Origin of the sequence: Microcystis sp. 0824 (genome assembly GCF_003112475.1) — a bacterium.
Classification (GTDB): Bacteria; Cyanobacteriota; Cyanobacteriia; order Cyanobacteriales; family Microcystaceae; genus Microcystis; species Microcystis aeruginosa_C.
The window spans coordinates 49,650-70,359 of the sequence record NZ_BDSM01000055.1 but is presented as its reverse complement, the minus strand read 5'-3'; the positions used below and the strand labels follow the sequence as shown (position 1 = coordinate 70,359).

General features: G+C 43.4%; 19 protein-coding genes and 3 pseudogenes. 11 read left to right on the top strand and 11 right to left on the bottom strand.

The annotated features are described in order from the left end of the window. Positions 1-96 precede the first annotated feature (96 nt). A complete protein-coding gene (locus tag N0824_RS18670) occupies positions 97-777 on the bottom strand; it encodes a PEP-CTERM sorting domain-containing protein (protein ID WP_108937842.1) in 681 nt (226 codons plus the stop codon). A gap of 253 nt (positions 778-1,030) precedes the next feature. Between N0824_RS18670 and N0824_RS18665 the strand changes: the two genes are divergently transcribed. Next, positions 1,031-1,906, top strand: coding sequence for a Uma2 family endonuclease (locus N0824_RS18665; protein ID WP_108937841.1), 876 nt, complete (start codon positions 1,031-1,033; stop codon positions 1,904-1,906). 166 nt (positions 1,907-2,072) lie between these two features. On the opposite strand, the gene N0824_RS18660 is transcribed toward N0824_RS18665, so the two are convergent. After that, positions 2,073-2,807 carry a PEP-CTERM sorting domain-containing protein gene (locus N0824_RS18660; RefSeq protein WP_108937840.1) on the bottom strand — a complete coding sequence of 245 codons (735 nt, stop codon included), beginning with the start codon at positions 2,805-2,807 and terminating at the stop codon, positions 2,073-2,075. A 333-nt stretch (positions 2,808-3,140) separates the two neighbouring features. Between N0824_RS18660 and N0824_RS18655 the strand changes: the two genes are divergently transcribed. The 7 genes from N0824_RS18655 (at position 3,141) to N0824_RS21100 (ending at position 8,638) form a co-directional block, all read left to right on the top strand. Then, complete coding sequence (locus N0824_RS18655) at positions 3,141-4,037, top strand: ABC transporter permease (protein WP_002799574.1); 897 nt, start codon at positions 3,141-3,143, stop codon at positions 4,035-4,037. A 247-nt stretch (positions 4,038-4,284) separates the two neighbouring features. Then, entirely contained in the window at positions 4,285-4,617 is a 333-nt protein-coding gene (locus N0824_RS18650; protein ID WP_108937839.1) for a hypothetical protein, read from the top strand. A 389-nt stretch (positions 4,618-5,006) separates the two neighbouring features. Continuing rightward, complete coding sequence (locus N0824_RS18640) at positions 5,007-5,198, top strand: DUF2862 domain-containing protein (protein WP_002742483.1); 192 nt, start codon at positions 5,007-5,009, stop codon at positions 5,196-5,198. A gap of 22 nt (positions 5,199-5,220) precedes the next feature. Continuing rightward, positions 5,221-6,297, top strand: coding sequence for an ArsA family ATPase (locus N0824_RS18635; RefSeq protein WP_108937837.1), 1,077 nt, complete (start codon positions 5,221-5,223; stop codon positions 6,295-6,297). A gap of 6 nt (positions 6,298-6,303) precedes the next feature. Further along, positions 6,304-7,284: a chlorophyll synthase ChlG gene (gene chlG, locus N0824_RS18630; RefSeq protein WP_108937836.1), complete on the top strand. Its 981-nt coding sequence runs from the start codon at positions 6,304-6,306 to the stop codon at positions 7,282-7,284. 366 nt (positions 7,285-7,650) lie between these two features. Next, positions 7,651-8,379, top strand: a complete 729-nt coding sequence (locus N0824_RS18625; protein ID WP_108937835.1) for a Bax inhibitor-1 family protein — start codon at positions 7,651-7,653, stop codon at positions 8,377-8,379. Positions 8,380-8,467: 88 nt separating this feature from the next. Next, positions 8,468-8,638 (top strand): high light inducible protein, encoded by a 171-nt coding sequence (locus N0824_RS21100; RefSeq protein WP_002742489.1) that lies wholly within the window; start codon positions 8,468-8,470, stop codon positions 8,636-8,638. A gap of 51 nt (positions 8,639-8,689) precedes the next feature. Here the strand turns inward: N0824_RS21100 and N0824_RS18620 are convergent, their stop codons facing one another. Together N0824_RS18620 and acsF are read right to left on the bottom strand one after the other, a co-directional pair. Further along, positions 8,690-9,310, bottom strand: coding sequence for a metalloprotease (locus N0824_RS18620; RefSeq protein ID WP_104396311.1), 621 nt, complete (start codon positions 9,308-9,310; stop codon positions 8,690-8,692). 408 nt (positions 9,311-9,718) lie between these two features. Next, entirely contained in the window at positions 9,719-10,777 is a 1,059-nt protein-coding gene (gene acsF, locus N0824_RS18615; protein ID WP_108937834.1) for a magnesium-protoporphyrin IX monomethyl ester (oxidative) cyclase, read from the bottom strand. A gap of 188 nt (positions 10,778-10,965) precedes the next feature. On the opposite strand from acsF, the gene rpmF reads away from it, so the two are divergent. Continuing rightward, a complete protein-coding gene (gene rpmF, locus N0824_RS18610; protein WP_002737202.1) occupies positions 10,966-11,148 on the top strand; it encodes a 50S ribosomal protein L32 in 183 nt (60 codons plus the stop codon). Between the two features lie 88 nt (positions 11,149-11,236). Then, the gene (locus N0824_RS18605) at positions 11,237-11,836 is read left to right on the top strand and encodes a sulfite oxidase-like oxidoreductase (RefSeq protein ID WP_002737593.1); all 600 of its coding nucleotides are present in this window, start codon (positions 11,237-11,239) and stop codon (positions 11,834-11,836) included. 262 nt (positions 11,837-12,098) lie between these two features. On the opposite strand, the pseudogene N0824_RS21800 reads toward N0824_RS18605, so the two are convergent. Beyond that, positions 12,099-12,167 (bottom strand): annotated as a pseudogene (locus N0824_RS21800) (type II toxin-antitoxin system VapB family antitoxin); the annotation flags it as partial. 15 nt (positions 12,168-12,182) lie between these two features. On the opposite strand from N0824_RS21800, the gene N0824_RS18600 reads away from it, so the two are divergent. Further along, entirely contained in the window at positions 12,183-12,650 is a 468-nt protein-coding gene (locus N0824_RS18600; RefSeq protein ID WP_108937833.1) for a hypothetical protein, read from the top strand. 29 nt (positions 12,651-12,679) lie between these two features. Here N0824_RS18600 and N0824_RS18595 read toward each other — a convergent pair whose 3' ends face one another. From N0824_RS18595 to N0824_RS18570, 6 genes and pseudogenes are all read right to left on the bottom strand, one after another. Then, positions 12,680-14,569, bottom strand: coding sequence for an ABC-F family ATP-binding cassette domain-containing protein (locus tag N0824_RS18595; protein ID WP_108937832.1), 1,890 nt, complete (start codon positions 14,567-14,569; stop codon positions 12,680-12,682). A 190-nt stretch (positions 14,570-14,759) separates the two neighbouring features. Continuing rightward, positions 14,760-16,442, bottom strand: a complete 1,683-nt coding sequence (gene groL, locus N0824_RS18590) for a chaperonin GroEL (protein WP_046661050.1) — start codon at positions 16,440-16,442, stop codon at positions 14,760-14,762. Positions 16,443-16,563: 121 nt separating this feature from the next. Further along, positions 16,564-16,761 (bottom strand): annotated as a pseudogene (locus N0824_RS18585) (hypothetical protein); the annotation flags it as partial. A gap of 740 nt (positions 16,762-17,501) precedes the next feature. Beyond that, positions 17,502-17,781, bottom strand: a pseudogene (locus N0824_RS18580) (ISAs1 family transposase); the annotation flags it as partial. 370 nt (positions 17,782-18,151) lie between these two features. Continuing rightward, positions 18,152-19,150 carry a hypothetical protein gene (locus tag N0824_RS18575; RefSeq protein WP_108937830.1) on the bottom strand — a complete coding sequence of 333 codons (999 nt, stop codon included), beginning with the start codon at positions 19,148-19,150 and terminating at the stop codon, positions 18,152-18,154. Between the two features lie 58 nt (positions 19,151-19,208). Then, positions 19,209-20,696, bottom strand: coding sequence for a hypothetical protein (locus N0824_RS18570; protein WP_108937829.1), 1,488 nt, complete (start codon positions 20,694-20,696; stop codon positions 19,209-19,211). Positions 20,697-20,710 lie beyond the last annotated feature (14 nt).

Here is a 20,710-nt window from a genome sequence, read left to right as displayed (position 1 = left end):
TCTAGGGCGAATCCTAGCATAATTCGTGACTGAGATGCTACTCATAACCCCCAAAAAAAGAGAGAGGAAACCCGCGTCTCCTCTCCCTTGTAGGCATTATTTCCTCGCTTTGCGGACAGCACCTCCTAGCATTAAGCCGCCCAGTGTGATAAAACCGAGAAGGCTAGAGGGTTCGGGGACAGGAGTCGCATCAGGAGTCGCATCAAGTGTAACGTTATCGAAAACTAATTGTGTCCCCCCATTATTCGGACGGTCAATAGAGATGCGAATTCCCGCACCCTGATCGGCAATCCCCGCCAGATAAGAAGTGTTGAACGATAAGAACACTCCTCTTGACGAAAAGGAACTCTGATTGAATGTAAAACTTGACAAAACGGTATTATTATCACTCCGGCGAAGCGAAATTGTACTGTTCGGCAAGGTCAAGTCGCCCGGTTCATCTAGACGAATACCTGCGAATAAATTGAGCGTGTATCGAGTTCCGGCTTGATAAGTGGCGGCTACATCTTGATAGATTGATCCACCATTGAAACCAATAAGACCCGCCTGCGAACCGTGGGGTACTCCGCTTGGAAATTGACCCGGATTGAATAACCCCGCCTGAACCCCCGCATTGCCAATCACAGTCCAACCGGTAATACCTGGTGAAAAATTAGGGGTTGATGGTGTCTCGAAGGAAAAATTATTGACAGTCACGCTTGCAGCTTGTGCCGCACTAGCCGTTGCCAGAGTCGCTAGGGCAACCCCAGCGGAGACAATGCCGAGTTGTAATTTCATAAAAAAGGGTTAATGGTAGATAATTTGAGTGCTTACGACATTTCGATTCGGGTTAAGCAATAGGGCAACCCAAAACAATGACAAGCAAATGCTCAAAGAGAGCATACACACTTCCCCCCCGCATTGTATCAAACGCTACAATTTAATAAATATTTACATTCCTTTCCCCCAGGGCTGACGCCGCTACAGTAATCACAGTTACAATGTTTGAGAGGTCTGAGTGGTAACTGATAACTGATAACTGATAACTGAAATGACTACACCTACCTTCACCATTCCCCAATCTGACCCTTCCCTTTCCCCCCGGCAATCCCTGCCGACGATGTACGATTTACCTAGTGATAATCCACTTGAACCCGGTTTGCCTGACGAATTTCACCTATTACAACCTCAGTTATTACTGCTGACTTTTCAGCCTCCCAACTGGGAACCAGAGCTAGTTTTTAGCGCCGCTGACCTTAACCTTTACTACGATGTCAGACACCCTCAATGGTACAAGCGTCCTGATTGGTTTGGGGTGGTTGGTGTTCCTCGTCTCTACGATGGCCATGACCTGCGCTTAAGTTATGTGATTTGGCAGGAAGGGGTTTCCCCTGCGATTGTGGTGGAATTATTGTCTCCAGGTACGGAAAATCAAGATTTAGGCGAAGAACTACGCCAACCAGAAGAACCGCCAACTAAGTGGACAGTTTATGAACAGATTTTGCAGGTTCCCTACTATGTAGTTTTTAGCCGCTATACTAACCAACTTCAAGCGTTTGAACTGGTAGATGGTCATTACCAACCCGTGACTTTAGTGGAGGGACGCTTACCGATTCCTCAACTGGAATTGAGCTTGGGTTTGTGGCAAGGTTCCTATCGGGGAATTGAGCGGCTATGGTTGCGCTGGTTGACGCTGGAGGGAGAGTTGATTCCCCTGGCCGATGAGGAGTTAATTGTGGCGAAACAAGAGGCTTCTGCGGCGAAACAAGAGGCTTCTGTGGCGAAACAAGAGGCTTCTGCGGCGAAACAAGAGGCTTCTGTGGCGAAACAAGAGGCTTCTGTGGCCAAACAACGAGCAGAACAACTAGCGGCACGATTGCGGGAATTAGGGATAGATCCTGAAACTATTCCTCAGATTGACTTTTAAATTTAGGCAGAGCCTAAATGTTTGGTTCCAAGGCAGAGCCTTGGAACCAGGAATTAAACAAACTACCCCAAAAAGAAGTGCCAGGTATCCAGCAAAAAGAAGTGCCAGGTATCAAAAACCCCCAAAAAAGAGAGAGGAAACCCGCGTCTCCTCTCCCTTGTAGGCATTATTTCCTCCCTTTGCGGACAGCACCTCCTAACATTAAACCGCCCAGTGTGATAAAACCAAGAAGGCTAGAGGGTTCGGGGACAGTGACACCGCCGCCGCCTGGCTTGGTCAACACACTCGACATCGCATATAAGGAGTACAAAGGCTTATCACCGTCATCATCCGCGTCAACGCACGGGTCTGAATAGAGCCAAGCTTCCCCCGTTGAACCGGCATCCCCAGTAGCGCCACTCCCACTGCCCAAAGCGCAGAACGCTGGTATCCCAGAAGTATCGGTGCCAGTCCAGACTACCGGTTGCGTGATTGTGTCTAATTGAGTGCGGTTGATAGGGGTTAATATACTGCCATCCCAAAGATCATTATTATTGTTGGCGACTCGATTGCCATCTATGAGGTAGATGGGAACATCTGGCTGACTGCCATCAGTACCGGTATTGACTTTGGCAGACGTAGCGGAAGTAGAACCGATCGCCTTCCAAGTGGTCGTCAGTCCAGCACCTGAAAGAGCATTTGCAAGAGCGCTTCCTGTTACCTGATTAGTAACAAAGGTATTGTAGTCGTTGATGTCGGTACTTGTTGCATCCCGCGTGCCAGCAGTCACAAACACCAAACGATACTGAGCGCCGGGAGCCAAGTCAGTAGGGACGACCACCAAAGCAGCTTGTGCTGCACCAGCCGTTGCCAGAGTCGCCAGGGCAACCCCGGCGGATAGAATGCCGAGTTGTAATTTCATCAAAAAAAAAGGGTTAATGGTAAATGGTTTGAGTGCGTGACATTTCGATTCGGGTTAAGCAATAGGGCAACCCAAAACAATGACCAGCAAATGCTCAAGCAGAGCATACACACTTCCCCCCCCCGCATTGTATCAAACGCTACAATTTAATAAATATTTACATTCTTCTCCCCCAAGGCTTGCGCCCCTTGTATATTGGAGAAGTGGTAGGGTGTCAGCCTTTTCTTCGAGAGGATTTGCTGATCACCGGAACCCCAAGAGAGCCATCTGATCACTTATAAACTGTTGACTATCTAAATTACTCGTTAAGACTGCATTAGAGGTAAATATTTCATGAGCCAAACCATCACACCTTCTTCCTTAAAAGCTAGTTTAGCCCCCAATCCCACTAGAGCAGCAACGGTGGACGATGGGGGAAATGTGCTAGGGGAATTTCTGCAAGAAACTCTGGCCATGACTAAACGTCTGTTCATCCAATTACAACGTCGTCCTTCAACCCTAATCGCGGGGGTAATTCAGCCCTTTATGTGGCTGATTTTATTTGGGGCATTGTTTTATAAGGCTCCCCAGGGTCTATTCGGCAACGATCTCAGTTATGCTAAATTTCTCGCCCCCGGGGTGATTGTCTTTACCGCTTTTTCTGGGGCCCTCAATGCTGGTTTGCCGGTAATGTTCGATCGAGAATTTGGCTTCCTTAACCGTCTGTTGGTAGCACCTTTAACCACTCGTTACTCGATCGTGGCCGCTTCTACCATCTATATTATCGCCCTCAGTTTCATCCAAACCGCCTCGATCGTGGCCGCTAGTGCCTTTTTAGGGGCAGGATTGCCTAGTTTAGCCGGATTAGGTGCGATCGCTTTGATTGTTTTCCTAATAGTTTTGGGGATGACTGCCTTAAGTCTCAGTTTAACCTTTGCTCTCCCTGGACATATCGAATTAATCGCCGTCATTTTCGTCACCAATTTACCGCTTTTATTTGCCAGTACCGCCCTCGCTCCCTTAAACTTTATGGCAGATTGGTTACAAGTAATCGCTAGTCTCAACCCTCTTACCTATGCGATCGAACCAATCCGTTATATTTATTTCAATCAGCACTGGTCTTTTGATAGCATAGTCTTACAAACCCCTTGGCTTGACCTCAATTTCTTGACAGTTTTAGGCCTGCTCTTAGCTTTTGATCTGCTAATCCTTTTGGCAATTCAGCCCTTACTTCGTCGTCGTTTTGCTTAAATCAGTTATCAGTTATAAGTTATCAGTTTACTGTTCACTGAAAAGCCTACAACTTTCTCACCACCAAAAACTAGACAAGTAAGTAGTTATAATTAAATTGAAGATAGATTGTGCCTCTGATCCCCCCTGCCCCCCTTAGTCCCCCCTTGATAAGGGTGGTGCCTATCCCCCCTTAGTCCCCCCTGAATAAGGGGGGTGCCTGACAACTTTTAACACCTACTCACTTAATTTTCTGAGGAGTTAGATTATGAATACTCAAAAAATGTTAATCAAATCGTCTTTATTCCTAGCTACTATTTTATTGGTCGGGGCTGATTTTAGTCCGCAAGTGTTAGCTCAAAGCTTGAACCCCAGTCAGCCAGATTATCAAAAAAATGAACGTAGTTCCGATGGCAGGGATGATCTCGGTGGTTTTAATCCTCTAGACTTGATTCATAATAGTAATTTTCGCCGTAGCCGGGACGGATCGGAATTTCAGGAAGACACCCTCAATAATATCAACGACGCGGCCGAGGAGTTTAAACGCAAGCAAAGAGAACAACTGGAAAATCTGCAAAATTCTGCCCCAGAAACGAAATAAAATCTTTTTGTTGAGTAGCTAGACACAATTAATTGCACATAGGTAGGTATTGAAAACTTTCAGATGCCCCCCTTATTAAGGGTAGATCGCCCCGCCTATCGGCACCCCCCTTATCAAGGGGGGCAGGGGGGATCGAACCTAAAATCCATTTTTAATTCAATTATAACCAGCTACTTATCTAACTGCCTATTGCCTATTGCCTATTGCCTTTTGCCTATCCTAAGCAAGAGGTTGATTTTGTTCAATTCCTTAGTATATATGATCGCTAAGTGCAGATGATCTGAGAAAGACCGATAACTGAAGAGCATTGGGGGGTTTATCTGACACGAATTTATATTAAACTTAGGATTGGTTTATTGAATTATCGTCTTATTAAAACTGTGGAAGTAATGGAAATCGGGCAAAAAGTCAAGGTCTGTCGCTTAAGAGACCGCGTTAACTCGGATGTAGCGGGTAAATTGGGTAAAGTGGGTGTCATCAAAAATTTTAAGATGACCGATGGCAGCGGTGTTGGTGCTGTTGTCCAGTTCGATGATAAGACCGCTACTTGGTTTTTTGAGGATGAACTCAAACTCATCTAAATACAACGCTTAGGAATTAATTATGTCCTTAATTTTGACCTTTTTGGGCAAGGGGGGCAGCGGTCGCAGTACAATAGCGATCGCTTCGGCAAAGAAAATGGCTGGTCTGGGGTCAAAAGTTCTCTTGATCGGTCAAGATTCCGGCCCTGCTTGGGGATTACTCCTCAAGGCCTCCCCTAGCTCCTCTATTACCGAAATTGCTCCCAATCTCTCAGTTATCCAGCTTAGTAGTACAGGATTACTAGAAAAAAGTTGGGAAGAAGTCAAGGAATTAGAAAAGCAGTATTTGCGTTCTCCCACCTTGAAAAATGTTTATGGTCAAGAGTTGGGCATTTTACCCGGAATGGACCAAGCTCTAGCTTTAAATTTCCTGCGGGAACAGGATAAAAGCGGAAATTACGATGTCATCATCTACGACGGCAGCGGAGACATCAATAGCCTGCGAATGTTGGGTATCCCAGAGGTGGGTGGCTGGTATTTACGGCGTTTTCGGCAGGTTTTCAGCGATTCCGAGATCGGTCGCACCCTTTCTCCCTTTTTCCAACCGATTGCCGCTGCCGTGCTGAATTTCTCCTTTAATCCCGATGGTTTAGGGCAGAAGGCCGATAATAACATTTTAGACGAGGGGCGCTCGGCTTTAGCCGATCCTCGACGAGTTTTAGCCTATCTAGTCACCAATGACAATCCAATTGCGATCGCAGAGGCCAAATATCTTTGGGGTGGGGCGCAGCAAATCGGTTTAAATGTGGGGGGAGTGATTTTTAATCGCTGTCAGAGTGCTACGGAGGATTTTGCCCCGCTGCCGGCGGCGATTTTACCCGACCGTCAAGGAGAAGATTGGCAGGAGTTAATCGCCGAGTTACCCAATTTTCTCACGGTGCAGCCGCCCAAACCGTTAATAATCGATACGGCAGCCGCTCAGGTCAAGGTTTATTTACCCGGATTCGAGAAAAAACAGGTAAAACTGACGCAATCGGGTCCAGAATTAACCATCGAAGCCGGGGATCAACGGCGTAATATTGATGTACCACCGCCTCTAACCGGACGAGGGGTAAAAGGGGCAAAATTCCAAGACGGTTACTTAATTATTTCTTTTTAAGGGATTATGTCAAACACCGAGATAGAAAACAAGGACGAGCGGGGGGCCAAAACTCGCCAATTATTGGGCATGAAAGGGGCCTCATCGGCAGAAACCTCCCTCTGGAAAATCCGCTTACAATTGATGAAGCCGATCACTTGGATTCCCCTGATTTGGGGGGTTGTCTGTGGGGCTGCTTCATCGGGGAATTATACTTGGTCTTTAGAAGATGTCTTAAAAGCAGCCACCTGTATGTTACTTTCCGGTCCGTTGATGACTGGTTATACCCAAACTTTAAATGATTTTTACGATCGAGAAATCGATGCAATTAATGAACCCTATCGTCCGATTCCTTCGGGGGTGATTTCTATTCCGCAAGTAGTCGGCCAGATTTTGGTTTTATTAGTGGGTGGATTGGGAATAGCTTATCTTCTCGATCGCTGGGCCGGTCATGATTTCCCGATCATGCTCTGTTTAACCCTATTTGGTTCTTTTATTGCCTATATTTATTCAGCGCCACCTTTAAAATTAAAACAAAATGGTTGGCTGGGTAATTATGCCCTCGGTGCTAGTTATATAGCATTACCTTGGTGGGCAGGTCACGCCCTTTTTGGTCAGTTAAATGGGACAATTATGATCCTAACCCTCATCTATAGTCTGGCGGGTTTAGGCATTGCTGTAGTTAACGACTTTAAAAGTGTAGAAGGTGACGAAAAATTAGGCTTAAAATCCTTGCCAGTTATGTTTGGAATTACGACCGCTGCTTGGATTTGTGTGATTATGATCGATGTTTTTCAAGCGGGAATTGCGGGTTATCTGATTAGTATTCATCAGAATCTTTATGCCGCTATTTTACTGTTATTAATTATCCCTCAGATCACTTTCCAAGATATGTATTTTCTGCGGAATCCGCTCAAAAATGATGTCAAATATCAAGCCAGCGCCCAGCCTTTTCTAGTCTTAGGAATGTTGGTGACAGGTTTGGCTTTAGGTCAGGGTATGCTCTGAAGATTGTAGTTAATAAAAACAGGAAATATCCAGTTTATGGGACATTATCGCCTTAAATCGGTCTTCTGTTTACGGTAACTTGATCCGTCAAGAGGGGTGAAAATAGATTTTCGGTTCGATCCCCCCTTAATCCCCCCTTGATAAGGGGGGTAACGATCCCGCCTTGATAAGGAGGGTATCTGACGATTTTTAATACCTACCTACTTAGCTCGATCCCTAGTCTTTTCGTTACAATCAAGAGGGAATCGATGCGGGGGAGAAGATTACTTTTTTTCTTCCCTGCGATTCAGCATTCTTGACGAACTAATCAAGAATAGTTTCTGTTTAACAAGATTGATTGAGACAAGTATCTCGAACCTAGTCACCATGAGTAATACCAGTAATTTTCGTCAAGCTTTACGCGAGGCTAAAAGCCAAGCACTTATCGGCCCTAATGTTATCCCCAAGGCCTTGCCCTATCTCGGTGGCGGTCTAATTTTAACTGCGGTGGGAACCTATGGCGGTTTAGGTGTGATCCAATCCTATCCCCAGATTTTCTTCCCGACTTTCTTTGTCGCCCTGGTTGCCGAGATTATTTTATTTTTTGTCGCGCGTAGTAGTGCGGAAAGCGGCAATAAAAGCACTGCTCTGCCCCTGCTGACTCTCTATAGCCTTCTTTCTGGCTATACTCTCAGTGGAATCGTCTATGTGGCCCTAGGTACTTCCGGTGTCGGTTTGCGAGGAGTGGCAATTGCTGCCCTCGGTTGCGGCATCGCTTTTGTGTTGGGACGCAATATCGGCTCGAATCTGTCGGAAAAAGATGGTTTGGCACTGACTCAAACCGTTAGCATCGGTATTCTCGCTCTCTTTATTGTTCTCATTGGTCAGCTAATTTTCTCTATCTTTGGTGGCGGTACTCCCACCTGGTTAGAAATCGCTATTTCTGGCATCGGGGTTTTCCTGTTTGCCGGCTCCGCAGTGGTGGACTTTTACATCTTGCCCCGTACCTACAGAGATGAACAGTATCTCAGTGCTGCTTTATCGATGTATTTGACCTATATCAACCTATTTATCTTTATTCTGCGCCTTTTAATCGCTCTTAACGGTCGAGATTAGGGCAAATAGGGAGGAGTTAGAAATTAGTTACAACCTAACTTCTAACTCCGCTAGAATAGTAAAGAAATGTAAACGGCCTGTAAAGATCATGACTGAACCACAACCGACTCAAACTCCCAAATTAGAAGACCCCAAATTTGGTTTTAATGACTATGCCGAGCGCCTCAACGGTAGGGCTGCTATGATTGGTTTTGTGATCACCCTGTTGATCGAGTATCTAACTGGCCAAGGTCTGTTATCTTGGTTAGGTTTACAGTAGTTTTTTAAACTTTTTTAGGAATTCTAGGGGAAATACAGCCTTGAGTGTTAGTTAACGCATACAGGCTTGATGATTTTCCCCGTAGAATCCTTGCAGGACAGAATCACCTCGCTGTTGTGGTGTGCCGTGGGAGTTATTGGGAGCTTCAAAATCGCCCACTTCCGAGGCCGCTTCCGCTAGAAGTTTTCCTGCTATTATATAATCCTGTTTGGATAAACTTCTTGCTTCGGTAAATAACCAAGAAAGGGTATCTCCCGCTAGACAATCGGCCTGTAATTCAATGCCGATGCTCATTCCGCCTTCATCGATGCCACCGATACCCCGATTCCACTGAACAGCGTGAGCAGCCTCGTGAGCGACGGCGTAAAGGGGAAATAGGGGATTATCACTAATGCGAGTGACTTGCTGGAGATTGACGTAAACTGTATTATCTACAGTGCAGAAAGCCGCTAGGGAAATTACACCGCAGGGAGTGGTTATCGGGCCATCGCTTAACAAATACTTAAAATTGATCTGGTGTAATTGAGCCGTATATTCAATTACCGCTTCTAAGGCATCCGTAATATCGTCTGCTTGCGCTCTCTGGGCTAGAGGGGATAAAATCAGGAGAGAACTACAGGAAACAGCAGATATCAGGGATAATAAACGTTTACGGCCAGAGTTAGGTTTCATGATACTAACAAAGTCGGGAGTGAGGAAGAAGTTTAATTGATCTGAATTAGCCTACCGCTATGATCACAATTCTAAAAGCTATATCTAAGACTTCCAGAGAAAATACAGAATTTACGCAGCTTTTGATCGAAGTTTACAGAATTTCTGGTCGAGGTTTAGGAAATTAATTTGGCACGACCACTTAGGATCTGCTGAAAAAGTTTTTCGTGGGGGTAGGGTGTGGGGTGTGGGGTGTGGGGTGTGGGAATTATGAATTATGAATTATGAATTATGAATTATGAAGTGGGGTGTTGGGGGAGTGGGGTTTTAGGGTTTTAGGGTTTTAGTGGAAAATACTTTATCTCCCCATTCCCCTATTCCCCCATTTACCTATCCCCTTCTAACTGATAACTGATAACTGATAACTGATTAAAGTACCATTTCTCTGGTGGCTTCTGCATCTATGGGTTTAATTAGATACAATCGCAATAGATCCCCGACGATACCTAACTGTAAGGGTAACTTACGCATTGTTTTTAGCCATTGAGGAGCGCTACTTTCATCGATCGCTTTTAATTGTAAATTACGTTCGGCACAACGGTTTAAACGGGGAAAAAATTGGGGATGGTCCACATTTAAAATGGTGGGAAAAGCGCGAGCGGAGGTATTATTAGTCTGACGAATTACCTCTTGATCAAAAGCGATCGCATCCATTCCCAAAGCATCATAAAAGTCTGAGCGTTCGCGCACAGTTAAACTATGGGTAGCAAAGACGGAAAGCAGAAAAAAACGACTCCATAATCTCGATCGCCAATTATTCCACAATTGTGGTTTAGCTCGCAGTAAGGTTTTAAAGATATCTCCGTGGCGATTTTCGTCCTGACACCAACTCTCGAAGTAATTAAAGAGAGGATTAAATTTATACTGGGGATGTTCTTCTAAATGACGATAAATGAGGATATAACGCCAATAACCGATTTTTTCGGAGAGATAGACCGTATATAATACCCATTCAAGGGGGAAAAAGGTGTAGGTGCGGGTTTTGGTAATTTTGGCTAGATCGAGGGAAATATTAAAGTCAGCCATGGCTTTATTGAGAAATCCTGCATGACGCGCCTCATCTCTAGCCATAAGATGAAATATCTCCCCTAACAAGGGATTACGGCTTTTTAGTTGTCGTGACAGTTCCTTAAATAACAAAAAGCCAGAAAATTCGGAGATACAGGAGCGTTCTAGGTAATCTATAAAAGCGTTTCTCGTTTTTTCATCGAGATTGTCTTGATAGTTCTCAAATTCTTGCTGACGTTCAAAGTGATGCCGGTTGTAATCAGTTCGCATCTCCTCTAACATCGCTTTGATTTCGGTTTCTTGCAAAGAAAGGTCAAAATTAGCGGCAGCCTCAAAATCGGTGGTATAAAAACGAGGGGTGAGGATAGTTTCGCGCAGAACAGCTTTTTTCTGGGAGGGAGGTTCGACGGTAGTGACCATGATGGAAATTACTTGACTACATAGCTATATAAGATTTTAAACATAAATAGGTAAGCCAATGATAATTATTAAGTTTTATCAATATTTTGGGCAGTAGTGAGCAAGGGAATCAGACAAATAGCGAGCCGATTAGGGAAATAGGGAGTAGAATAGAAAGGTTGTGAGTCTATAACTATCGTTAAAATACTATGGCTTGTCCCAAGAAGAAAACCTCAAATGCCAAGCGCGACCAACGGAGAGCGCACTGGAGAAAGCAAGCGGCTCGGGAAGCGCAAAAAGCCTTATCTTTGGGTAAATCTGTTCTTTCTGGTCGTTCTAACAGCTTTGTCTATCCCACTAAAGAGGAAGAAGAAGGGGGAGACGAGGAATAACTTGATGGTGGGGAGTGAGGTAGAGAAAACCTTTTCGCTCCCTAATATTTTAAGATTTGTTTAGGGTGTTCGTTGTGAGTCTCAACTAATGTTAGGCAAATTCTTTAAAAAACCAGAATCTCCCGATCAAGACCGAGTTCCTCCGGGCCAATATCTCGCTAGTGGTTTTCCTGTCCTTACCTACGGAGATACTCCCCAAATCAAGACCGAGGAATGGTTATTCAAGGTTTGGGGAAAGGTGGCCACGACTAAAATTTTTAACTGGTCGGATTTTATGGCCCTTCCGCAGTGGGAATTTACTAAGGATTTTCACTGTGTCACCCGTTGGTCAAAATTAGACGTGACTTGGACGGGAATTAAGGTATCGGATTTTATCACCTTAATTGACCTGTTGCCGGAGGCTACCCACGTCATGCAACACTGTTATGGGGGTTATACCACTAACCTCACCCTAGAGGAATTCCTGCACGAAGATAATTTTTTCGCTTTTCAACTGTTTGGTCAACCTTTACCCCCCGACCACGGTGGTCCGCTGCGTTTAGTTGTCCCCCATCTCTACGCTTGGAAAAGTTCTAAATGGATTAATGGCTTAGAATTTCTCGATCGAGAGCAACTGGGTTTCTGGGAACTTAATGGCTACCATCGACGAGGTGATCCCTGGTTGGAGGAACGTTATGGCGGTTTTTGACGAGTTTTGTCTTAAAATCGGGTAATATCAGCAAACGGAAGTTACCCCCCACAAAAGATCATTTGGGTTTCCTTTTTTTGTACCCATGTAATTGAAGTTTTCTTAAGGTTTATAGGGATAGAAAGAGTCCCTTATAAAAATTCCCCCGAAGACTGGTTGTAGTCATTGATCACTGATAACTGAAATAATGGCTCTCTTAGGTTTGGTGGGTAAAATGTATTCTAAGATACAGTCTTGGGGCAGTGAGTGGAACGAACCACTCCAGACACAAAGGACACAAAGACCGATCGCTACTATATAAGTTAAAATTATCACACAAAGAATAAGAGAGCCAAATAACCGACTAATGAAAAAGATGATATTGACTTTACTAGCTTGGCTTTTAGTTGCTAACCTGAATAGCCAAGGGGTTTTAGCGGTGACGATCGATTTTCAATGGTTGGGAAATCAGGGTTATACAGCTAAAGGTTCTTTTAGTTATGATGAAAAAACGGCCCCGACTATCTTTTCAGAAAAAGGTTCCGGAAAAATGCAAGTTTTAGAAAATTTTCGGGTATCTTTTTATGATAATAGTGGTCAGGAGATCGCTAAATACAATAATGTCAGCGAGGAAATTTCCTCAGCTAATTATTTTCAGTTTAATTTTAATACAAAAACCGGTCAAGTTTTTGGCTCGATCGATCTAGGGGGTGAAGGGATGGGGGAAATCTATCTTCAAGGGGTGGTTAACGATAATTTGGCCCTCTTGCGGGTGGAGTCGGTAGATCTGGTCATGGATGAGGATGATTCACCGGAAATTATCACTCAGTTTTGACTAAATTGATCGGGAAAATAGGGATTATCCTAGCCTAATTTTTCCGCTAATTCTAACCAGCGATCGGTTAAAGTATCAATTTTTTGACTCAATTGAGCTAATTCTTCGGTCAGCGCGGTTATTTTGGTAAAATCTTCTAGGGGTTCTCCATAAAGTACCTGTTCAATTTCAGCTTTTTTGGCTTCTAAAATTGGTATTTGTTTTTCGATATCTTCGTATTCTTTTTTCTCTTTAAAAGAGATTTTCTTATTGACGGGTGAGGGAGAAGCTTTAACAGTTTTTGGGGTGACTTTTTTTTCTTTTGGTTCCTCCTCCTCTTTTTTCTGATCGAGATAAAGGGAATAATTACCCGGATATTGACGGATATTACCCCCGGTTTCAAAGGAAAAAATAGTATCAACTACTCGATCGAGAAAATAGCGATCATGGGAAACGACAATCACACAACCGTTAAAGTCCTCTAAATATTCTTCCAAAATTGCTAAAGTCTGCACATCGAGATCATTGGTGGGTTCATCTAAGATTAAAACATTAGGCGCACTCATCAAAACTCGTAGTAAAAATAAGCGTCTTCTTTCCCCTCCAGAAAGTTTATAAATTGGTGCATACTGTTGATCGGGAGGAAAAAGAAATTTTTCTAACATCTGGGAAGCGGTAATCACGCTACCGTCTAGAGTTTTGACTAATTCGGCCACACTTTTCAGATATTCGATCACTCTTTGATTTTCGTTAATATTGAGATCATCGGATTGTTGATCGAAGTAACCAATATGAATAGTGGAACCGATGTCAACCGTGCCTGAATCGGGGAGAGTTTTCCCGGTAATAATATCCATGAGAGTAGATTTTCCTACCCCATTACTGCCAATAATACCGATGCGATCTTCGGGGGTAAAAATATAGGTAAAATCTTTAATTAAAGTGCGATCTCCGTAAGCTTTCGAGATATTTTCTACTTCAATAACTTTTTTGCCTATGCGTCTTCCTGCGGTGGCAATATCGACTTTTCCCTCCACCTGTTTAAATTCCTTATTACCCATTGCCTGAATGCGATCAATCCGCGCTTTTTGTTTGGTACTGCGCGCTTTTGGTCCCCGGGATAACCATTCTAATTCCCGTCGCAAAACTCCCGCGTGTTTGCGTTGACTACTGGCGATCGATTCTTCCTCTAAAGCTTTTTTTTCTAGATAATAGGCATAATTACCAGAATAAGTAGATAAGTCTCCCCGATCGATTTCAATGATGCGATTAGTCACTCGATCGAGAAAATAGCGATCGTGAGTAATTAATAATAATCCTCCCCGAAAACGGGACAAATAACTCTGTAACCACTCCACGGAAAGCGCGTCTAAATGGTTTGTGGGTTCATCCATCAATAAACAGTCAGGATCGGCTAAAAGTGCGGTAGCGATGGCGATTCTTTTGCGATATCCCCCCGATAAATCTCCCACACGAGCATTAAAATTATCGATACCCAGTTTACTTAAAATAACTTTAGCATTGGTTTCTAAATCCCAGGCGGCAAGTTTATCAATTTGTTGCGAAACCCTTGACAAACGTTCCATAATAGTATCCAGATTTTCTGGCTCATGGACAAGGCGATCGGACAATTCCTCGTATTCCTTGATTAAAGTCATGCTTTCGCCACTATCGGCGAAAACCTGCTCTAAAACCGTTTTATCATTGTCTAGCTCCGGTTGCTGGGGTAAATAGACGATTTTCATCCCCGAATTGATTTGAATTTCGCCACCATCGATCGATTCTAAACCGGCGATCATTTTCAATAGGGTCGATTTTCCCGATCCATTCGTACCGATCAGGCCGACTTTATCGCGATCATCGAGGCTAAAACTGGCATCTTTGAGAATTTCCTTGATACCGAAGTCTTTTTTGAGCGATCGAACCGTCAGCAGTGTCATGATTTCTGGGAATAATCCTTCTTTTCTAGTGTAGTGTCTGGACTAATGCAAAGGATAGATTAAGCAGGTTCTGCTGAAAAAGTTTTTCCCGAGGAAAAAAAACCTGTCCCTAATGGCGATGATAACCAGAAAAGGGACAGATTGGTTCAATTGAATGAGATTATTTTCAAGGGCCAGACGGCATCAGGAATTACATCATGCCCATGCCGCCCATGCCGCCCATGCCGCCCATGCCACCCATGCCGCCCATGCCGCCCATGCCACCCATATCGGGGGCTGCAGCTTCTTTAACGGGTTTTTCGACCACGAGGGCTTCCGTAGTTAGGACCATACCGGCGATGGAAGCGGCGTTTTGAACGGCTGACCGTACCACTTTAGCTGGATCGATAATTCCAGCGGCGATTAAGTCTTCGTACTTGCCGGTGAGGACATTGTAACCGACGCTAAAAGCGGTCTCGCGCACACCTTCCACGATCACATCCCCTTCCACGCCGGCGTTATTAGCTAACTGACGCAGGGGGGCTTCTAGGGCTTTGGCGACGATATCGGCGGCGACTTTTTCCTCATCGTTAGTGAGAGAAGCTTTGAAAGCCTTCACCTTAGAAGCCAGATGAATCAAGGTTGTACCACCGCCCGGGACGATACCTTCTTCCACGGCGGCTTTGGTGGCATTGAGGGCATCTTCGATGCGGAGTTTGCGATCCTTGAGTTCGGTTTCTGTGGCTGCCCCGACCTTAATGACGGCCACACCGCCGGCTAATTTAGCGATGCGTTCCTGTAATTTTTCCTTATCGAATTCAGAATCGGTTTCTTCTAACTGTTTTTTCAGTTGGGCGAGACGTTTCTGCACATCGGCCTTATTGCGGCTGTCCCCGGAGGCGACAATAATTGTATTGTCTTTCTCTAGGGTGATTTTTGCTGCTTGCCCCAGCAGATCGAGGCTAACCGTGTCAAGACTTAAGCCCACTTCTTCGGAAATCAGACGACCGCCGGTGAGGATGGCGATATCTTGTAAAACCGCCTTGCGACGTTCCCCGAAACTGGGGGCCTTGATAGCGACGACATTTAAGACTCCCCGGGCCTTGTTGACCACTAGAGTGGCTAAGGCTTCGCCGTCCACATCTTCGGCGATAATTAATAGGGGACGACCTTGACGGGCAACGGCTTCGAGGACGGGGACTAATTCTGCGATCGCACTGATTTTTTTATCGGTAATCAGGATCAGGGGGTTGTCGTACTCGACGATCTGTCTCTCTTGATCGGTGATGAAATAGGGAGAGATATAACCGCGATCGATCTGCATCCCTTCCACTACTTCTAATTCCGTGGTTAGGGATTTCGATTCTTCCACGGTGATTACGCCATCGGTGGTGACTTTTTCCATGGCGGTGGCGATCATTTGTCCCACTTCTTCATCGTTGCCGGAAGAAACGGTGGCCACTTGAGCGATCGCATCTCCGGCGATCGGTTTAGCGACGGCGGCGATTTCTTCGACGAGATAGGCGATGGTTTTGTCTAGTCCGCGTCTTAAAGCGACGGGATTGGCCCCGGCGGTAACGTTTTTCAGACCTTCTTTAATTAAAGCTTGGGCGATGATGGTGGCGGTGGTGGTGCCATCTCCCGCTAAATCTTTGGTTTTTGCCGCTACTTCCTGAATTAATCTCGCCCCGGTGTTTTCGAGGGGATCGGACAATTCGATTTCTTTGGCGACGGTGATGCCGTCATTAACGATCTGGGGGGCGCCGTATTTCTTTTCTAACAAGACATTGCGTCCTTTCGGACCGAGGGTGATTTTTACCGCATCGGCCAAGGCGTTGACACCTTTTTCTAGGGCGCGACGGGATTCATCTTTAAAGGCAATGATTTTGGACATGGTATCGCTGTTGTGATAGGACTCCTTTAGTTAATTTAGCACTCTTAGGGCTTGAGTGCTAATCCCGGTGTGCGGTTATTGAGGAGATAACGATGTTGAGGGGATCAGGGTGTTATGTTTCTAGGACAGACTGAATTGAGTTAAAAAAAATAAAAATTTCCCAACTGGGAGGCTCTATTAGTTCGATACCGACGACGCTAACGCCAAACTCTTTTAAAGACTTGACGCAGTGTTGTCCGAGACTACCGAATCCACATACTAAAAAGCGATCAGCTAACTTGACATTCCCATGGACAAAGCTTAGAGATTCTTGGTTCATAGATTCTGCTCGTCTTAAAAAATATAATGCTTTTTCAGACTTTTAATCCCCCCTTAATTCCCCCTTAATAAGCGGTGTGCCGATCCCGCCTTAATCCCCTCTTAATAAGGGGTATGGCTGACAATTTTTAACAGCTAACTAATTATAACATACCAGCATTTTTATGGCATACCCGTTGATACATTTCTTCCATTACCTCGATCAAGGAAGTATCCTGATCTCAATAGGATAAAAAAACATTGAGAAGACTTGATTAACATTTTTTTTGAGATTAAAGCTTATCCCTACATGGGTTAAAAGCTATTTTTGTTCTAAGTTTTGTTTAAGTTCCACTAAGAGGGATAGCTAATTATAGCGTTTCCCAATCTCATGAGGTACACCAAAATCTTAACTCCTGAATCCCGAATCCTGACTCCTGAATCCTGAATCCCGAATCCTGACTCCTGACTCCTCAAAACCTAAGACTCTGTACCTCACAACTATGGGAATTGCTATATATCAATTTTCCACAATCTAGCTACAGGAGTTCGATCCCGCTACCTTCGGTATCTCGCTTAAAAAGGGGGACTTAAATTCGATAATTCGATGTCTAGTTTTGATGGGTAAGAATTGGTATTAATTAACTTTTACCCAAATACTGCGGAAATATTTTTCGGGACTATTTTTATCGGGAATATCTTTACAGGGAGTATTACCAACTCGCTCGATTGTACCATCATCGCTTAAATGGGGCAGCCATTGAGACAAAACTTTGGCCAAAGCTTCCGGGTTAATCCGTTCAAAAACCCGCCGAAAAGTATCATCAGAAGGAATGCCATTAGGTAATTCTAAAAACTCAGATAACCAAGACTGCTTACTGAGTCCATAATTTTCTATGTCTTCCCAACCTTCGGCTCCTGCTATAACTGCTAAAATAGCAATGACTAAAATATCGGTTAATAAATGTTTTTGGGTTCGGGACACTCTCGGGTCAGGAATATCTTGAAGATAAGTCAATAAACTAGCTTGAATTTCATTGATTGATGTTAAAGGAAGCTCAGGTTTTAGTTGAGCTTTATTTCCAGTGGGGAGAACGGGGGTAAAACCTTGACCCATGAGCTATTTCCTCGTTAATTTTCATGAACAACAGTGAGACTAAGGCTTAATTATAAATTATACAGAGGTAGCAGCGGCTAAGTCTGGTTACTGGCAGTGCGGGACGGTGCTATGGCGATTTCATTACCCTATTCAGAAATCTTTGTAAAGTACAATTTATACCAAATTAGATGAGCTTACCCTGAGAAAATTATAGGTAATAAAAGACAAAAAGACAAGAAATTACTAGAAATAATTTGAGAAATAAATGGTTTGAGGATTGATGGAAAATAGTTAAACTGACAGCCATAATTATTTATTTCTGAGTATTAGGAAATATGGGTTTACCAGTATTACGCACATTGATAAGCTTCCCTAAAATATCAAACCAAAAAGGTGCGCCCATCGCCACGGCTACTCCTGTCATTAGCCAGCCAAAGATAGCTTGCCAGCCATTTTGTTCTTTTATTTGTTCACCATTAAACCATCCTTTTTCATCCCAACCAAGCGGCAAAGGTTGATTAATTTTTTCTAAATCCTTGACACTAACTTGTAATTTTTCTGTACATTTAGCTACTTTGGTGGGATCAGCTTGAGCATCTTTAAAACAAGATTCATTAGTTTGAAAAACTTCTGTCGCTACCTGATTAAGTCCCTGTCTTAAATTGGAATTTTTGAATAGTTGCTCAATGACATAAAAACTATCAATATTGAGCAAGGCAGCCGCTAAGAAACCAAAAGCAAAAGATACCCCCTTGGCATTTCTTTTATATACCCCCGATGTTCGCTCCATAATTTGAGTAAAAGTTTTGGCTATTTCATCAATAAAATTCTCCAGAGTTGGATTGTCATGTTTGAGTTTGGTACTATAACCTATTTCTATCAATCTGTCAATCGCTAATTTGTCTATTTTAGAGAAATCGGAAATACTAGCTAACTTCTTAAAAATTCCTGTTTTTTCTTCAACAAGATTTTTTCCTAAAAAATCCGCTTTCAATAATTTTTCATTATCTGAAAGTTGACTATTAACTAGACTAATTAGAGACTCTGCCAAAACCTTTGGTTCAACATAGGAAGGACCAACTGATTTCCCAAAATTAGTGTATTGATTGAAACTTGATAATAACGATCCATTATTGTACAAAGATTCCACCGTATTTTTTCCCAAGAATATTTCCAGAGCTTTTTTTAAATTTCTAGCCCGAAATTCTAATAAGGCGGCCAATTGTTCCTGTAATTCGGAGATAATAAGGCTGGAAGCTAAGTAGATAAAAATTAGAGCAACAATAATTTCGAGAAGGGTTCCTAGGTTCATTTTTAAGACCTCACTATTGATTTTACAAGTTTTTGTTTTTAGTTATGACCAAAGCAAATTAAGCCAATTCCTCGGTTAAAATGCGGCGGACAATTTCGGTGACAGCGGCGGCTAAATTGGTATCTCTTTCCCTGTCGGAACCGTTGGGAGTACGAAGAGCTAAGGAGAAAGTTCTCAGTTTAGCTGGTTGCACACGATTATCAACAAATTTGACGAAAGCTACATAAGCAAAGGAACTAGGACCGAAGCCAACTTTAGAAATTACCACAGGTTGACTAATCACATTTATCACACCTAAAGTTTCTAAAGCAACATCAATATATCGTGCTGCATCGGTTCCCATAGCACGAACAACGGTTTCTAAACTATGCCATTGACTGCCGATAAAACGAGTATTAGTAGTTAAATGTAGATGCCATCCTAACATCGTAATTAAACGCACTAAATCATAAGTCGATACATCATTTGTTCCCGTGGTATTATCTACTGGTGATCTTAAGACGGTAGCACTGCTACTTAAATCTTTGATAATTGGATCTTTAATCAGAGAAGGATTAAAATATCCCCCAGTAAATTTACAACTGGTATTTCCCGTTTGAGCTTTTAGCCAAGCTTCCAAATCCGCTCGTTTAGTAAAGCGTTTAAACAAGGCTCCAATTTGATTCGAGCGTCCCAGAGAACCATCAGCATCTTTTCTATAGGAAACCATATCAACCACCAGATCAAAAAATTTAGGTTTGGGAGAATTAGCTGGTTCAATCACACAATTATCAACATCAACTGTAGGGAATTTCCCATTAATTTGTTCAATTGCGTTAAGAACTCCAATGAATTTAGTGGCACTGAGTAATTGTTCTGGATTAAAGGCATCTTTCCCTAACCAATGGGTTTTGATTGGACTGCTGCCATCGCCAAAACTTCCCACACATACACAGGCATGAGAGATGTTACTGGCCAGAAAATTTAAGCCATTTGTGTCAATATTGGGTAAGTTTCCCCGTTGGGGATAATCGCTAAAAGTAATAGTTTTCCCTGATCCTACGAGAGTAAAATTAGTTCCGTAGGAAACTAAATTAGTCCCGTCTGGTTTCTGTTTTAAGTGTTCAGGATAGTCGTCCACTTCCATCGCAAAAGGCGAATTCCGCAGTGTTCTAGCGACGAATGACTGAGTTACCCCAATATTGACCGGTGCGATTGAATTATCTTGGATGGTGGTTAATTTGTTAAGTATAAATTTAGTATCTTTGGCTTGATCTAAGATAAAAGGTAGCTGTTTTGTGTCAAGTAAATTAGTAGCAATATTGGGATTAATTGCCACTGTGTCAGAAGGAAGTCCAGATAAATCCACGGCTTGACAAAATTCTTTGAGTCCTCGCCAAGTAAAAGTATCTCCAGTGCCTAAATCACCATCAATCCATTGTCCACCGGGATATAATCCTAGGTTAGCGAGTTTGGTTTGAATTTCTATTACTAACCCTTTGTCCGTTTTTAGTTGGGAACGTGTCAGAGTTTTGTTATCGTTAACAATGTCTTGTAAAGTTGCCATAGTTTTGTCCTTGA

What these genes read in the sequence shown, in the direction of transcription:
- N0824_RS18665 (WP_108937841.1), top strand. Translation starts at nt 1,031, where the DNA reads ATGACTACACCTACCTTCACCATTCCCCAATCTGACCCTTCCCTTTCC.
- N0824_RS18620 (WP_104396311.1), bottom strand. Translation starts at nt 9,310, where the DNA reads ATGAAACCTAACTCTGGCCGTAAACGTTTATTATCCCTGATATCTGCT.
- chlG (WP_108937836.1), top strand. Translation starts at nt 6,304, where the DNA reads ATGTCAAACACCGAGATAGAAAACAAGGACGAGCGGGGGGCCAAAACT.
- N0824_RS18670 (WP_108937842.1), bottom strand. Translation starts at nt 777, where the DNA reads ATGAAATTACAACTCGGCATTGTCTCCGCTGGGGTTGCCCTAGCGACT.
- rpmF (WP_002737202.1), top strand. Translation starts at nt 10,966, where the DNA reads ATGGCTTGTCCCAAGAAGAAAACCTCAAATGCCAAGCGCGACCAACGG.
- N0824_RS18575 (WP_108937830.1), bottom strand. Translation starts at nt 19,150, where the DNA reads ATGAACCTAGGAACCCTTCTCGAAATTATTGTTGCTCTAATTTTTATC.
- N0824_RS18660 (WP_108937840.1), bottom strand. Translation starts at nt 2,807, where the DNA reads ATGAAATTACAACTCGGCATTCTATCCGCCGGGGTTGCCCTGGCGACT.
- N0824_RS18605 (WP_002737593.1), top strand. Translation starts at nt 11,237, where the DNA reads ATGTTAGGCAAATTCTTTAAAAAACCAGAATCTCCCGATCAAGACCGA.
- N0824_RS18640 (WP_002742483.1), top strand. Translation starts at nt 5,007, where the DNA reads ATGGAAATCGGGCAAAAAGTCAAGGTCTGTCGCTTAAGAGACCGCGTT.
- N0824_RS18650 (WP_108937839.1), top strand. Translation starts at nt 4,285, where the DNA reads ATGAATACTCAAAAAATGTTAATCAAATCGTCTTTATTCCTAGCTACT.
- N0824_RS18595 (WP_108937832.1), bottom strand. Translation starts at nt 14,569, where the DNA reads ATGACACTGCTGACGGTTCGATCGCTCAAAAAAGACTTCGGTATCAAG.
- acsF (WP_108937834.1), bottom strand. Translation starts at nt 10,777, where the DNA reads ATGGTCACTACCGTCGAACCTCCCTCCCAGAAAAAAGCTGTTCTGCGC.
- N0824_RS18625 (WP_108937835.1), top strand. Translation starts at nt 7,651, where the DNA reads ATGAGTAATACCAGTAATTTTCGTCAAGCTTTACGCGAGGCTAAAAGC.
- N0824_RS18655 (WP_002799574.1), top strand. Translation starts at nt 3,141, where the DNA reads ATGAGCCAAACCATCACACCTTCTTCCTTAAAAGCTAGTTTAGCCCCC.
- groL (WP_046661050.1), bottom strand. Translation starts at nt 16,442, where the DNA reads ATGTCCAAAATCATTGCCTTTAAAGATGAATCCCGTCGCGCCCTAGAA.
- N0824_RS18600 (WP_108937833.1), top strand. Translation starts at nt 12,183, where the DNA reads ATGAAAAAGATGATATTGACTTTACTAGCTTGGCTTTTAGTTGCTAAC.
- N0824_RS21100 (WP_002742489.1), top strand. Translation starts at nt 8,468, where the DNA reads ATGACTGAACCACAACCGACTCAAACTCCCAAATTAGAAGACCCCAAA.
- N0824_RS18570 (WP_108937829.1), bottom strand. Translation starts at nt 20,696, where the DNA reads ATGGCAACTTTACAAGACATTGTTAACGATAACAAAACTCTGACACGT.
- N0824_RS18635 (WP_108937837.1), top strand. Translation starts at nt 5,221, where the DNA reads ATGTCCTTAATTTTGACCTTTTTGGGCAAGGGGGGCAGCGGTCGCAGT.